This window comes from Rheinheimera sp. A13L (assembly GCF_000217935.1).
Classification (GTDB): Bacteria; Pseudomonadota; Gammaproteobacteria; order Enterobacterales; family Alteromonadaceae; genus Pararheinheimera.
This window is the reverse complement of the sequence record NZ_AFHI01000007.1, coordinates 76,843-91,524: the sequence shown is the minus strand read 5'-3', so window position 1 is coordinate 91,524 and position 14,682 is coordinate 76,843. Positions and strand designations below refer to the sequence as shown.

The following is a 14,682-nucleotide window of genomic DNA, read 5'->3' as shown; positions in this document are numbered from 1 at the left end:
GTCCTTATTCTTATTGTTATGCTGGAACTTACCTGTATCAGCCATTTCTGTTATTCAGTGTAAAACCTGATGACTGAAACTCCAGTCATACAGGCAGATATATTTTTTATATCGGCAAAGCAACCGGAAGCCTTACTATAAATTCTGCGCCACCCGCTTTTGCATGTCTGACTTCTATAGTACCGGACATCAATTCGACAAACTGTTTAGTAATAGCCAACCCCAGTCCTGTTCCGCCTGTTTTACGGCTTTGACTGCCGTCGGCCTGATAAAAAGGCATAAAAACCTGGGTCATTTGCTGATCGGTCAGACCTATGCCCGAATCACTTACTGTGAATACGCAATAACGGCCGTCTATCTCTGCTGATAATTGAATTTCTCCTTGTTGCGTAAACTTTATCGCGTTGCTCAGTAAATTTACTAAAATTTGCAGCAGCTTTTCTGCGTCGAGCCGCAAACGCTGATCCTGAGCAGGTTGTTGCACTGTCAGGCTGTTTTGTTGCCCGGCTAACAAGGGGTTGATCAGATCCTGACTCTGTTGTATCAGCTCATAAAGACTGCAGTCGCGCGGATGCAATTCCATACGACCGGCTTCAATTTTTGCTAAATCCAGCAGGCTGTTGATCATTTGTAGCAAGCGATCTGCATTTTTAAGCACCCGGTTCAGATCATCCTGCAGATCAAACTGATTTTGCAGTTCCAGCTGTTCTTTTACCAAATCAATGTAGCCAATGATCGACTGAATAGGGGTGCGTAATTCATGGCTCATATTCGCCAGAAATTCTGATTTATGGCGGCTGGATGTTAAGGCCGCATCACGGGCGCTGGTAAGTTCTATGGTACGGATCTGCACCAGAGCTTCTAGCTCGTTTCTGTGCTGACGCAATTGTTCGTCCCGTTCATTTAAGGCGCTCATCATTGCGTTGTACGACAGGGCTATTTGCTGTATTTCAGATGTTCCGGCAACCCTTACCTGTTGATGCTGCTGTGTCAAATCTGCCTCTGACATACTTTTCGATAAGGTATTCAATGGCTGAGTGATCTTTTTGACACTATGGTTTATGACAAGCAGAAGCAGCAATAAGGCTGCGGTAGTGACCGCCAGCATCGCCAACATAATAGAGTTACTGTAGTCACTCAAACGTTCTTTACTGAAACTGACCAGCGCATAACCAATATGTTGGCGCCCGTCACTGTCAAAGGATAGCTCTGCTGCATTGTCGTTTTGTTCTAATACAACTGCAGCAGCCAGATACCAGTAGTGCTGATCCTGCCAATTCAGACTTTGATCCGGTACTTCAGGCCATGTATGTTGTATGAACTTTTGCTTATTTTCCTCTGACCCATGCCAGACCAAAAATTCATGGCTTGCAGTGAGCAAACCCACCCCGGTCACGTCAGGGAAGCTGCTGATTTGTCCTAATGCGTTTTCAGCGTTTTCAGCGCTTTCTGTCAGTAAGGCCAACACCGACTGATTAGCTAAGGAGCGTACGACCTGCTGTGCATTGGAAAATACCATGGTACTGGTGTGGCTGGTGGTCATCCAGACCAGCAACACACTGAAACAACTCATCATAAAAACCAGACCAGGGACCAGAAGTTTAAGAAGTTGTCGCCTGAGAGTAGGGGAGTGATGAGGCATCAGTATTATTTGTTGAACACAATAGAGAAGTTATTACGCAGCTGGGTGTTGTACGCAAATCCAAGATGCGCCGCTGTTCGCAGATTGACAGCTAATTGCATTTTATCCATAGGCAATACGGATGAGGCTATTTCTTTACTGCGAAGTCTTTCCACCATAAAGACCAGGCCTTTACCCAATTCATAGTGATTCGGGAACATGGAAAACAAAGCGCCTCTTTTGGCATGCTCTGGTTTGCTGGAAAATAACACCAGATTGTGTTCCCAGGCATATTCAAGCAGTTTGGGTAAAATGACCTGCTCATTAGCAGTCACTGGATCCAGTGGCAACCAAATGGCGTCTGTTTGTGGATCTAATTCTTTGAGCAAAGTGTCATATTCTGCTACCGCATTTTTCAGATCGGATACTTCGATATGTAACAAGGTTAACCCTAACTGATCTGCCTGAGCTTTAGCTCTGCCAATCAACCACTTATTCGCGGGGGTGTGCAAAACAGCCACACGTTTGACGGAAGGAGCCAGCAAACGAAGTGAATCAAACAATACTTTAGGTTCGGCCAATAAACTGACACCTGAAATACCGTTGGGTTGGATAGGCAAAGCGCCCACGGCCACAGATTTACGCTGATAGACTTCTTTTGCAACCTGATAACCACTTTTTCCAAGCGCGATAACCATTTGCTCATTGTTTTGATCAAGCTGTTGCACTGTTTCTGTGACTGAGAAAGTTGATTTGAGCGGGTACAGTTTTATCGGACCCTGATATTCATCCTCAATACCTTGGACGATTTGCTTAAATATCTCATCGTAAGGTGCTTTCACTTCAGGATAAATAACTGACAGCACTTCTGCTGCCAGGAGCGTCGGACTGCTCAGCAAAACAGAAATAAGACAGAGTTGTTTATACAACAATTTGCCCATTACTATGTTGGCTACCCGTTATCTGTTTGTATTGCCTGAGTTTAACCATGAAATTACAGTTTTTACCAGAAAGAAATCAGGGTTATTGTGAACAATAACCCTGATTTGTGTTTAAGGTACAGCCGGATACTGGTAACTGGCACCAATACCCAAAGGTATACCCAGCATCCAGAACAGTATTAAAAAGGCGGTCCAGCATACCAGTAAGGTGATGGAATAAGGCAGCATCAGCGCCACTAAAGTACCAATACCTGTTGATTTCACATACTTCTGGCAAAACACTACGATCAGCGGAAAATAAGGCATTAAAGGGGTGATGATGTTAGTCGACGAATCACCAACACGGTAAGCGGCTTGTGTTAAGTCCGGTGACACACCCAATTGCATCAACATAGGTACCAGTATGGCGCCAATAAGTGCCCATTTTGCCGAAGCTGAACCTATCACCAGATTCACCAAGCCCGTCAGCAACACCAGACCGACCAGGTTTACTGCCATAGGAAAGGCCATCTCCTGCAGATAATTAGCTCCTTTAATGGCAAGCAAAGCACCTAAATTCGACTGACCAAAAGCAAAAATAAACTGAGCACAGAAAAATGCCATCACTATGTAATAGCCCATACCGCTCATGGCTTTGCTCATACCTTGCACTACGTCTCTGTGGGTTTTTACTTTGCCTGAAACATAGCCGTACACTATGCCCGGCAGCAGGAAAAATACAAAAATAAGTCCGACTATCGATTGCATTAAAGGGGCTGAAGCAGCAGTCAGATCGCCTGTGCCTGAGCGCCATGCAGAGTTTTCCGGCCAGACAGCTGCTACTAGCACTGCTGCAGCGACCAGCATGGAAAGTAAGGCATAACGTAAACCCTTGCGCTCGCTGTCATTTAATGGCTCCATCGAAGGCAACTGTTCAGGATCGCCATCGACTTTGGTTTGTTGCAAACGAGGCTCAACAAACTTATCGGTTAATATCCAACCCACAATCACAATCAACACCACAGAAGCTGTAGTGAAGTAGTAGTTATTTAAAGGGTTGATCACCAGACTGGCAGCAGCAGGATCAGCAGATAAACGGGCTGAAGCCTGAGTTAAACCAGCCAGTAGTGGGTCTAAACTTGAAGGTACAAACAAAGTGGCAGCAAAACCACCGGACACACCAGCGAAAGCCGCTGCAATGCCTGCAAGCGGATGACGACCAGCAGCATAAAAAATCACTGCGCCTAAAGGAATAACCAGTACATAACCGGCATCTACTGCAACGTGGCTTAAAATACCTACTGCAATCAACACCGGAGTCAGTAAACTTTTCGAGGTAACAGCTAAAATACTGCGAAGACCTGCGTTGATAAAGCCTGTGTACTCAGCTACACCTAAACCTAACATCGCAACCAGTACCACACCCAAAGGTGGGAAGTTGACAAAGGTGCTGACCATTTTTGCCATGAAGTCAGCAAAAGCTGCACCTTCCAACAGGTTCTTTACCTGAAATGGCTGACCTGTGCGTGGGTCTATATCAGTGAAAGTCACGCCTGATAAAGCCCAGGACAAGCCCCAGACTAAAAACATTAATAAAGCGAATAAGATGGCGGGGTCGGGCAGTTTGTTACCAATTCGTTCTATGGCATTGAGGCTGCGATTGAGCCAGGAGGTTTTTACGGCACTGGATGTCATGGATACTCCGTGTTGTTGTTTTAGTCATCTGCTGTGACTGTTTTTTGTGGTTTTACCTTATCCTGCTTTGATAAAACCGTAAATTAAAAAAATCGTCAGGAACGATTTTTAACAATGCGAAGCATTGGCCCAAAGGGTAAGCGCCATGGACAGCGGCGCATAAAAAATCGTCAGGAACGATTTTTAACAGCTTTAGCTGGCCCTAAAGGGTAAGCGCCATGGATGGCGGCGCATAAAAAATCGTCAGGAACGATTTTTAACAGCTTTAGCTGGCCCTAAAGGGTAAGCGCCATGGATGGCGGCGCATAAAAAATCGTCAGGAACGATTTTTAACAATGCGAAGCATTGGCCCAAAGGGTGAAGCCGGAAACAGCATTGCCAACAGTTTGGTAATGCCCGGCTGAACGCCAGTGGCTCTGCCCACTGGCCGGAATGCGCCATGGACTGAATACTGTAAAAAAGGAGAGCTAAGCTCTCCTTTTACATTTTCTATATTTTAAAACAAAAACTTAAATCTTGGCTTCAGAACGAAGAAGTTCTGCTTTGTCGGTATTTTCCCAAGGGAATTCGTTACGGCCAAAGTGACCATAAGCCGCAGTAGCGCGGTAAATCGGGCGCTCTAATTGCAACATCTGGATCAGACCATAAGGGCGTAAATCGAAGTGACGGCGGATTAGAGCTATCAGTTGATCTTCGCTCAATGGGCTGGTTCCAAAAGTTTCAACGCTGATAGAAGTAGGTTCAGCAACGCCTATGGCGTAAGACACCTGAATCTCACAACGCTCAGCTAAACCTGCAGCTACTATGTTTTTCGCTACATAACGAGCAGCATAAGCAGCTGAGCGGTCCACTTTGGATGGATCTTTACCAGAGAAAGCACCACCACCATGACGGGCCATACCGCCGTAGCTGTCTACAATGATTTTTCGGCCTGTTAAACCACAGTCGCCCATAGGGCCACCGATGACAAAACGGCCTGTTGGGTTAATGAAGTACTTGGTTTTATCGCTCAGCCATTCTGCTGGCAATACTGGCTTGATGATGTGTTCCATCACAGCTTCGCGAAGGTCTGCAGTAGAAATGGTGTCACAGTGCTGAGTGGATAACACCACAGCATCAATACCAACAGGTTTGCCGTTTTCATACACAAAGCTCAACTGAGATTTTGCATCAGGACGCAACCAGCTTAAAGTACCGTCTTTACGCACTTTAGCTTGTTGCTGTACCAAACGGTGAGAGTAAGTAATAGGAGCTGGCATTAACACATCAGTTTCGTTGCTGGCATAACCAAACATTAAACCCTGATCACCTGCGCCTTGATCACTTGGATCTTTTTTATCCACGCCCTGATTGATATCTGGAGATTGTTTGCCAATGGCGTTTAATACGGCACAAGAATTGGCATCAAAGCCCATGTCTGAATGCACATAACCAATGTCACGGATCGTGTTGCGAGTGAGCTCTTCGATGTCAACCCAGGCTGAGGTAGTGATTTCACCACCTACTAACACCATGCCTGTTTTTACGAAGGTTTCGCAAGCAACACGGGCTTTTGGATCTTGTTCTAAAATGGCATCCAATACCGCATCAGAGATCTGATCAGCGATTTTATCCGGATGTCCTTCAGAAACAGATTCAGAGGTAAAAATGTGTTGTGCCATTTACGTATTCCACATGTTGGTTGTTATCGCGCCTGGGCGCTGTAATTTGGGGCCGCTATTTTAGTGAAAGCTGCAAGTCAATGCCAGAACTTTCTGCCGCCCGGACGTCTTTAATGCTAAAGCTGGTCAATGTATCGGCCAGAGTAGATAAAACTTTGCTTTAGAATGGATTAAAATTTGCGATTTGCTCAATGCTCTGTGAAAATGAGCCGAACTTTGCCGTATCCATGTAAAAACAGCGTTCACCCGCTTAGCCGCCAATCCAATAAAGACAGAAAAGAGCAGTGCATACGGGTAACCCCACCCCTTGGATCAAAGTCATATAAAGTCAATAAAGCAGGAGAGAAGATGCCATCTCGTAAACAACTCGCTAACGCCATTCGTGCTTTGAGTATGGATGCAGTGCAAAAAGCGAAATCAGGTCACCCGGGCGCCCCTATGGGCATGGCAGATATTGCTGAAGTATTGTGGCGCGATTACTTAATTCACAATCCACAAGACCCAAGCTGGGCCAACCGTGACCGCTTTGTGTTGTCTAATGGCCACGGCTCTATGTTGTTGTATTCTCTGCTGCATCTCTCTGGTTATGATTTAGGCATTGAAGATTTAAAACAATTCCGTCAGCTGCATTCCAGAACTCCGGGGCACCCTGAATATGGTTATGCACCTGGTGTTGAAACCACCACTGGTCCTTTAGGTCAGGGTATTACTAATGCTGTGGGTATGGCCATTGCTGAAAAAGCCCTTGCTGCTCAATTTAACCAGCCTGGCCACGAGGTGGTTGATCACTACACTTATACCTTTTTAGGCGACGGCTGTTTAATGGAAGGCGTATCACACGAAGCCTGTTCGTTAGCCGGTACTTTAGGTTTAGGTAAATTAATTGCCTTCTGGGATGACAACGGTATTTCTATCGACGGTCATGTCGAAGGCTGGTTCACTGACAATACACCTGCACGCTTTGAGTCCTACGGCTGGCATGTGATTGCTGGTGTTGACGGACACGACTCAGCTGCTATAGCTGCTGCCATTGAACAAGGCCGTGCTGTTACAAACAAACCTACGTTAATTTGCTGCAAAACCATTATTGGTTACGGCTCACCAAATAAATCCGGTTCACACGATTGCCACGGCGCGCCTTTAGGTGATGCTGAAATTGCCGCATCCCGTGAATATTTAGGCTGGCAGCATGCTCCTTTTGTGATCCCAGAAGATATTTATCAAGAATGGGATGGCAAAGCCAAAGGTGTATCTGCTCAGCAAAGCTGGAATGACAAGTTCGCAGCTTATGCCAAAGCTTATCCTGAACTGGCCGCTGAATTTACACGTCGCATGGCGGGGGATTTACCAGCAGATTGGGCAGAAAAATCGGCCGCTTATATTCAACATTTGCAGGACAATCCACAGTCGATTGCAACCCGTAAAGCCTCTCAGAACAGCTTAAATGCCTTTGGTCCTTTATTACCTGAGTTATTAGGTGGTTCAGCTGACTTAGCAGGTTCTAACCTGACGATTTGGTCTGGCTCCAAAGGGGTAACAGCAGAAGACGCCAGCGGTAACTACCTGTATTACGGCGTACGTGAGTTCGGTATGTCCGCCATGATGAATGGTATTGCTTTGCACGGTGGTTTTATCCCTTACGGCGCTACGTTCCTGATGTTTATGGAATATGCCCGTAACGCTGTGCGTATGGCCGCTCTGATGAAGCAGCGGGTTATTTTTGTTTATACCCACGACTCTATTGGTTTAGGCGAAGATGGCCCAACTCACCAGCCGGTGGAACAGTTGGCTTCATTACGTGTGACACCTAACCTGATGAACTGGCGTCCTTGCGATGCAGTAGAGTCAGCTGTGGCCTGGCAGGCTGCTATTGAACGCACCGAAGGCCCAAGCACTTTGATTTTCACCCGTCAGAATTTAGTACAGCAACCTCGTACAGCGCAGCAACTGGCCGACGTACGCAAAGGCGGTTATGTATTGTTAGATTCTGTTGGTACGCCGGAACTTATTCTGATCGCAACAGGTTCTGAAGTTGAACTGGCGGTGCAGGCCTATCATCAGTTAACAGCAGATGGTCGTAAGGTCAGAGTCGTGTCTGTGCCTTCTACTGATGTATTTGAAGCCCAAAGTGCTGCATACCGCGAATTGGTGTTGCCTTCAGCCGTCACTAAACGTGTGGCTGTTGAAGCCGGTATTAAAGACTGCTGGTACAAATATGTTGGCCTGACAGGTAAAATCATCGGTATGGACAGCTTTGGTGAATCGGCTCCGGCTGAGCAGCTATTTGAACATTTTGGTATTACCACGGCCGCTGTAGTTGCAGCTGCCAACGAGTTGTTTGCATAAAAATGAAAAGGGGCCTTGTGGCCCCTCTTTTTGATCAGTAAAAGTGTCAAGCGGGTAATTGAGTAGCAATGACCATTAAAGTGGCAATTAACGGCTTTGGCCGTATAGGTCGAAATATTCTGCGAGCCGTATACGAATGCGGTTTAACAGAGCAAGTTCAGGTAGTGGCCATAAATGAGTTGGCCGATGCCAAAGGGATAGCCCACTTATTAAAATACGATACGTCTCATGGTCGTTTTGGTTTTCCTGTGGAGTTAACTGCAAAGGGCTTACTGGTGAATGGCGATCCAATTGCTTTATTTTGTCAGGCCGATCCGGCGCAGTTGCCCTGGAATGAATTAGAAGTCGATGTAGTTCTTGAGTGCACTGGCGTATTTCATAGCCGCTCAGATGCGCAGCTGCATTTAGATGCTGGTGCCAAAAAAGTATTGTTTTCGCATCCGGCCGACGCTGATATTGATGCCACAGTGATTTATGGCATTAACCAGCATTTGCTGACAGATGACATGACAGTGGTCTCTGCCGGTTCCTGTACCACCAACTGCATAGTGCCGGTGATCCAGGTGCTGGATCAGCATTTTGGTGTTGAAAGTGGCACTATTACCACTATTCACGCCTCGATGAATGATCAACAGGTGATTGACGCTTACCACACTGATTTACGCCGCACCCGCGCTGCCAGTCAGTCTATTATTCCGGTAGATACCAAGTTAGCCCGAGGCATAGAACGTATACTGCCTCATCTGGCCGGCCGTTTTGAAGCCATAGCTGTGCGTGTGCCTACTGTGAACGTCACTGCAATGGATTTAAGTGTGACTTTGCATCAGGACGTTGATTTAACACAGGTCAATCAGGTTTTAAAGCGTGCAAGGGCAGGGGAGTTGGCTGGTATTCTGGATTACACCGAAGAGCCATTGGTTTCAGTAGATTTTAATCATGATGCGCATTCGTGCATTGTCGACGGTTCACAGACCCGGGTTAGTCATAAACGTTTGGTGAAATGTTTAGTCTGGTGTGACAACGAATGGGGCTTTGCGAACAGAATGATCGACACAACCCGCGCTATGATGCGTTTTGTCTGAGCTTTCTTTAAATTAATGCTAAAAAATTAATCAAATCACAGGAGTCTGGTATGTCAGTTATTAAAATGGCGGATGTTGATCTAACGGGAAAACGGGTATTGATCCGTGAAGATTTAAACGTGCCGGTTAAACAGGGCAAAGTAACCTCTGATGCACGTTTAAAAGCTGCGATCCCTACCATTGAACTGGCGCTGTCAAAAGGCGGAAAAGTGATGGTCTGTTCACACTTAGGCCGTCCTGAGGAAGGTGTTTACAGCGACGAATTCTCTATGGCGCCTGTGGTGGATTATCTAAACGCCGCTTTATCTGTGCCTGTGCGTTTGGTGAAAGATTACCTGGACGGTGTTGAAGTCAAAACCGGTGAAGTCGTTGTTTTTGAAAACGTACGCTTTAATAAAGGCGAAGGTAAAAACGACGAAACCTTGTCGAAAAAGCTGGCAGCTTTGTGTGATGTCTTTGTGATGGATGCTTTTGGCACTGCACACCGCGCTCAGGCCACCACTCATGGCGTGGCAAAATTTGCACCTGTGGCCTGTGCAGGACCTTTACTGGCTGCTGAATTAGATGCATTGGCAGCAGCACTGAAAAATCCTAAACGTCCACTGGTTGCTATAGTAGGTGGCTCTAAAGTGTCCACTAAACTGACAGTGCTTGAGTCTTTATCCGGTATTGTGGATCAGTTGATCGTCGGCGGTGGTATTGCTAATACTTTTATTGCCGCTCAGGGTTATCAGGTTGGGAAGTCTCTGGTCGAAACTGACTTGATTCCTGAAGCCAAACGTTTAATGGCACAAGCCAAAGCGAACGGCGGCTCTATTCCAGTGCCAACAGATGTAGTGACAGGCAAAGCTTTTGCCGAAGACACTCCTGCGACCACTAAGTCTGTTGCTGATATCAACGAAGACGATATGGTGTTTGATATTGGTCCTGACAGCAGTGCTGCTTTGGTCGATATTCTGAAAAACGCCGGCACTATTGTCTGGAATGGTCCTGTAGGGGTATTTGAATTCGCCTCTTTTGAGCAAGGCACTAAAGCTTTGGCTTTGGCTATTGCGGACAGCAAGGCGTTTTCAATCGCTGGTGGTGGCGATACCTTAGCTGCTATTGATAAGTATGAATTAGCTGACAAAATTTCTTATATTTCGACCGGTGGGGGTGCCTTTCTGGAGTTCCTTGAAGGTAAAACCTTACCAGCAGTGGAAATTCTGGAACAACGTGCTAAAGCCGCAACATAAAACTGTTAGAGTACCGATAACTACAAAAATCTGAAAAATGATGACCGCTGTTTCTGTCCATTAAAGATCACCTCAGGTGACAGCAGAGCCAGCGGTTTTAAAACACAACCTTTACCCTACACAAAAAGAGAGGATCTCATGGCTCTTATTTCAATGCGTCAAATGCTGGACCACGCCGCCGAGTTTGGTTATGCAGTACCGGCTTTTAACGTCAATAACTTAGAACAAATGCGTGCCATTATGCTGGCTGCTGATGCGACTGACAGTCCTGTGATAGTTCAGGCTTCCGCCGGTGCCCGTAAATATGCCGGCGCACCTTTTTTGCGTCATCTTATTCTGGCTGCTGTTGAAGAATTTCCACATATTCCGGTGGTGATGCATCAGGATCACGGCACTTCAGCTGCTATATGCCAACAGGCCATTCAACTGGGGTTCTCGTCCGTCATGATGGATGGTTCATTAGGAACTGACGGTAAAACACCGATGGATTATGACTACAATGCCGATATAACGCGTCGGGTTGTAGAAATGGCGCATGCTTGTGGTGTTTCCGTAGAAGGCGAATTAGGTTGTTTAGGCTCGCTTGAAACCGGAGCCGCAGGTGAAGAAGATGGCATAGGTGCAGATTGCATCTTAAGTCATGATCAAATGTTGACGGATCCGGAAGAGGCTGCCCAGTTTGTTAAAGCTACAGGTGTTGATGCTTTGGCTATCGCTTGTGGTACTTCACATGGTGCTTACAAGTTCAGTCGCCCGCCAACAGGCGATATACTGGCGATTGACCGCATTAAAGATATTCATGCCCGTATTCCGGATACACATCTGGTGATGCACGGTTCATCTTCAGTACCTCAGGAATGGCTTGCTATTATTAATGAATATGGTGGTGCTATCCCTGAAACTTATGGTGTGCCAGTTGAACAAATTCAGGAAGGGATCAAGTTTGGCGTACGTAAGATCAATATAGATACTGACTTGCGTTTAGCCTCAACAGGAGCTATTCGTCGTTATATGGCGAAAAACCCTGCAGAATTTGATCCTCGTAAGTATTTGCAGGAATCAGTCAAAGCTATGACTGAAATTTGTAAAGACCGTTATCAGGCCTTTGGCACTGCTGGTAACGCGTCAAAAATAAAAGCCATTTCTCTTGAGCAAATGGTAAAGTTGTATGAGTCGGGAAAACTAACACCGAACATTAAATAAGCAAAAAATTTAATGAATTATTAATACAGGAAAGCTCCTGATTTTGCTTAAGTTTAAAAGGGTATAAGCCGTCTTTAAATTGCAACAAAACTGTCATCGTTGACTGTCGTTGTTATATTGACAATCCGCGAGTTTGCTGCAATGATGCGGGCGGTTTACCCTTTAACCGGGTTATTTTTTGTTACAAAAAATTACCTTTCAAAAACAGGTTACGTTAATCAGCAATTATTGGTTGGGAACTATGTCTAACAATAACATTCGTAAGAGTCTGGTTGCTTCTGCTCTGTTTGGAGCATTCGCATTGGCCAGCACTTCAGTAGCAGCAAATCAACTGTCTGAAATTCATAAAGTGGGTCAGCAAAATATCCGCGCCTCAGTACAGTCTCAGGAAAAGATCAACAATATTTTTGACCAAAGCCAGGAATTATTGGCTGAGTACCGTCAATTAGTTGAACAAACTGAAAACTTAAAAGTTTACAACGATCACGTTGCTAAGTTGGTTGCCGATCAAAACGCGCAGTTAGCCTCTTTTGATAAGCAAATTGGTACTATCGAAGGTACCAAACAAGGTATCGTTCCTCTGATGTATCGTATGGTTGATACTTTGGAAGCCTTTATCAAAGCAGATATGCCAATCGATCTGACGAACCGTTTAGCTCGTGTTGACCGTTTACGCGCAGTGTTAGGTAACTCAGCGGTAAACACTTCTGAAATGTACCGTCTGGTGATCGAAGCCTACCAAATCGAAAAAGATTTAGGCACAGCTTTAGTGACATACACTGACAAACTGGCAGTGGATGGCAGCGAAATTACAGTGAACTACGTTTACGTAGGTCGTGTTGCCTTACTGGCGCAATCTCTGGATGAAAAACAAGCCTGGATGTTCAACAGAGCTACAGGTCAATGGCAAGCTCTGGGTGAAGAATACATTCAATCTACCAGGTTAGCTATTCGTGTTGCGGGTAAACAAGCTGCCCCAGAATTGTTAAAACTTCCAGTGTTAGCAGCGGAGTAAGCATAAATGAAGAAAGTTTTTAAAGGTTTAGTAATTGCAGCTACTGTCACTTTGTCTGCAGGCGTGTGTTTAAACGCAGCAGCAGATACTGCCAAGCTGGATCAATTATTAGAACAAGTTAAACAGTCTCGTACTGCTGAAGGTCGTATCAACCAACAGCGTGAAAAAGAGTTTTTAGCTGATCGTGCAGACAAGCAAGCCCTGTTAAACAGAGCAAAAGCTGAATTTTCTGCTGAAGAATCACGTGGCCGTTCTTTAACTCAGCAATTTGCCGATAACGAAGGCAAATTAGGTGCTAAAGAAGCTGAGTTAGTTGCAGCTCAAGGTACCTTAGGTGAGATGTTTGGTATTGTACGTGGTGCCGCAACCGAAACTATCGGTGGTATCGCTATGTCTAACATCAGCGCTCAGTACAAAGGCCGTGAACAACTGCTGCAAAAGCTGGCTGAAGCCAAAGAAATTCCAGAGATCAAAGAGCTGGAAGAACTGTGGATTGCGTTGCAAACTGAAATGACTGAGTCTGCTAAAGTATCTAAGTTTGAAGGTAACGTTGTTTCTCTGGACGGTAACTCTGCTCAGGCAAGCGTAACTCGTATTGGTGCATTCAACCTGATTTCTGACGGTGGTTACTTAGTATTTAACGCTGACACTCAGGAAATGCAGCCTTTGGTTAAACAACCAGAGTCTTTTGTAGTAAGCGCTGCTTCTGCATTCAAAAATGCTTCTGCCGGTGAAGTGAAGCCAGTTTATATCGACCCTACTGGTGGTAACTTACTGCGTCTGAAAACTCAGGAAGCTACTCTGGAAGAGCAATTCCACCAGGGCGGTACCGTTGGTTACGTAATCACAGCATTGTTAGGTATTGGTTTGCTGATCGGTTTATTACGTTTCTTATCTCTGACGGCTGCATCTTCAGGTGTAAATGCTCAGCTGAAAAACTTGTCTAACCCTTCAGAGAAAAATGCTCTGGGCCGTATCCTGAAAGTTTACCATGACAACAAATCTGTTGACGTTGAAAACTTAGAGCTGAAACTGGACGAAGCTATCATGCGTGAAACTCCGGATATCGAAAAAGGTATCGGTATTATCAAGCTGATTGCTGCTGTTGGTCCTTTATTAGGTCTGTTAGGTACAGTTATCGGTATGATCGGTGCGTTCCAGGTTATTACCTTACACGGTACTGGTGACCCGAAAATCATGGCTGGCCAGATCTCAATGGCGTTAGTAACAACTGTTATGGGCCTGTTATGTGCTCTGCCATTACTGTTCCTGCACGCAATGTTACAAACAAAATCAAACTCAATCCTGCATGTCCTGGATGAGCAAAGCGCTGGTATCATCGCTGCTCATGCGGAGAAGGAGAAAGCGTAATGCATAGCCTGATAGAGCTTTGGGAATCTGTCAGGGATTTTATCGCAACCGGCGGTGATGTACTTTATATCGTCGCCATAGTGCTCTTCCTCATGTGGGTATTGATCATAGAGCGCTTCTGGTTTATCAGTCGGGAATATCCGGTTCTGCGTAATAAAATTATTGCAGACTGGGACGCCCGGGTTGATACAACCTCATGGTATGCGCATAAAATTCGTGACGCGTGGGTGTCTGAGGCATCTAGCAAACTGAATGAACGGATCAATGTAATCAAAACTTTGGTTGCTATTTGTCCAATGGTTGGTTTGTTAGGTACTGTCACCGGTATGATCGCTGTATTCGAAATTATGGCGGTACAAGGTACTGGTAACCCAAGACTGATGGCAGCTGGTATTTCAATGGCAACAATTCCAACTATGGCTGGTATGGTTGCATGTTTATCAGGTGTATTTGTAACGTCTAAACTGGAAGGTAAGGTGAAATCAGCAGTTCATGAATTAGCTGATAGCATGCCTCATCATTGATAGAGAGTA

The 14,682-nt window shown here is 45.5% G+C and carries 11 protein-coding genes; 7 read left to right on the top strand and 4 right to left on the bottom strand.

Annotated elements, in window-relative coordinates:
* Positions 1-106: 106 nt before the first annotated feature.
* The 4 genes from RHEIN_RS20305 to metK form a co-directional block, all read right to left on the bottom strand.
* Positions 107-1,573, bottom strand: coding sequence for a HAMP domain-containing sensor histidine kinase (locus RHEIN_RS20305; protein ID WP_050801148.1), 1,467 nt, complete (start codon positions 1,571-1,573; stop codon positions 107-109).
* Positions 1,574-1,647: 74 nt separating this feature from the next.
* Positions 1,648-2,487 (bottom strand): ABC transporter substrate binding protein, encoded by an 840-nt coding sequence (locus RHEIN_RS05025; protein ID WP_158005467.1) that lies wholly within the window; start codon positions 2,485-2,487, stop codon positions 1,648-1,650.
* 186 nt (positions 2,488-2,673) lie between these two features.
* Positions 2,674-4,236 (bottom strand): AbgT family transporter, encoded by a 1,563-nt coding sequence (locus RHEIN_RS05020; RefSeq protein ID WP_008897885.1) that lies wholly within the window; start codon positions 4,234-4,236, stop codon positions 2,674-2,676.
* Between the two features lie 509 nt (positions 4,237-4,745).
* Entirely contained in the window at positions 4,746-5,897 is a 1,152-nt protein-coding gene (gene metK, locus RHEIN_RS05010; RefSeq protein WP_008897884.1) for a methionine adenosyltransferase, read from the bottom strand.
* 348 nt (positions 5,898-6,245) lie between these two features.
* Here metK and tkt point away from each other — a divergent pair, with 348 nt between their 5' ends.
* The 7 genes from tkt (at position 6,246) to RHEIN_RS04975 (ending at position 14,673) form a co-directional block, all read left to right on the top strand.
* Positions 6,246-8,243, top strand: a complete 1,998-nt coding sequence (gene tkt, locus RHEIN_RS05005) for a transketolase (protein WP_008897883.1) — start codon at positions 6,246-6,248, stop codon at positions 8,241-8,243.
* Positions 8,244-8,311: 68 nt separating this feature from the next.
* Complete coding sequence (epd, locus tag RHEIN_RS05000) at positions 8,312-9,325, top strand: erythrose-4-phosphate dehydrogenase (protein ID WP_008897882.1); 1,014 nt, start codon at positions 8,312-8,314, stop codon at positions 9,323-9,325.
* 50 nt (positions 9,326-9,375) lie between these two features.
* Positions 9,376-10,560: a phosphoglycerate kinase gene (locus RHEIN_RS04995; protein WP_008897881.1), complete on the top strand. Its 1,185-nt coding sequence runs from the start codon at positions 9,376-9,378 to the stop codon at positions 10,558-10,560.
* Between the two features lie 138 nt (positions 10,561-10,698).
* A complete protein-coding gene (gene fba, locus RHEIN_RS04990; RefSeq protein WP_008897880.1) occupies positions 10,699-11,763 on the top strand; it encodes a class II fructose-bisphosphate aldolase in 1,065 nt (354 codons plus the stop codon).
* A 241-nt stretch (positions 11,764-12,004) separates the two neighbouring features.
* A complete protein-coding gene (locus tag RHEIN_RS04985) occupies positions 12,005-12,778 on the top strand; it encodes a DUF3450 domain-containing protein (protein ID WP_008897879.1) in 774 nt (257 codons plus the stop codon).
* Positions 12,779-12,784: 6 nt separating this feature from the next.
* The gene (locus RHEIN_RS04980; RefSeq protein ID WP_008897878.1) at positions 12,785-14,149 is read left to right on the top strand and encodes a MotA/TolQ/ExbB proton channel family protein; all 1,365 of its coding nucleotides are present in this window, start codon (positions 12,785-12,787) and stop codon (positions 14,147-14,149) included.
* Positions 14,149-14,673 (top strand): MotA/TolQ/ExbB proton channel family protein, encoded by a 525-nt coding sequence (locus tag RHEIN_RS04975; protein ID WP_008897877.1) that lies wholly within the window; start codon positions 14,149-14,151, stop codon positions 14,671-14,673. Before RHEIN_RS04980 ends, RHEIN_RS04975 begins: the two co-directional genes overlap by 1 nt.
* Positions 14,674-14,682: the final 9 nt, after the last annotated feature.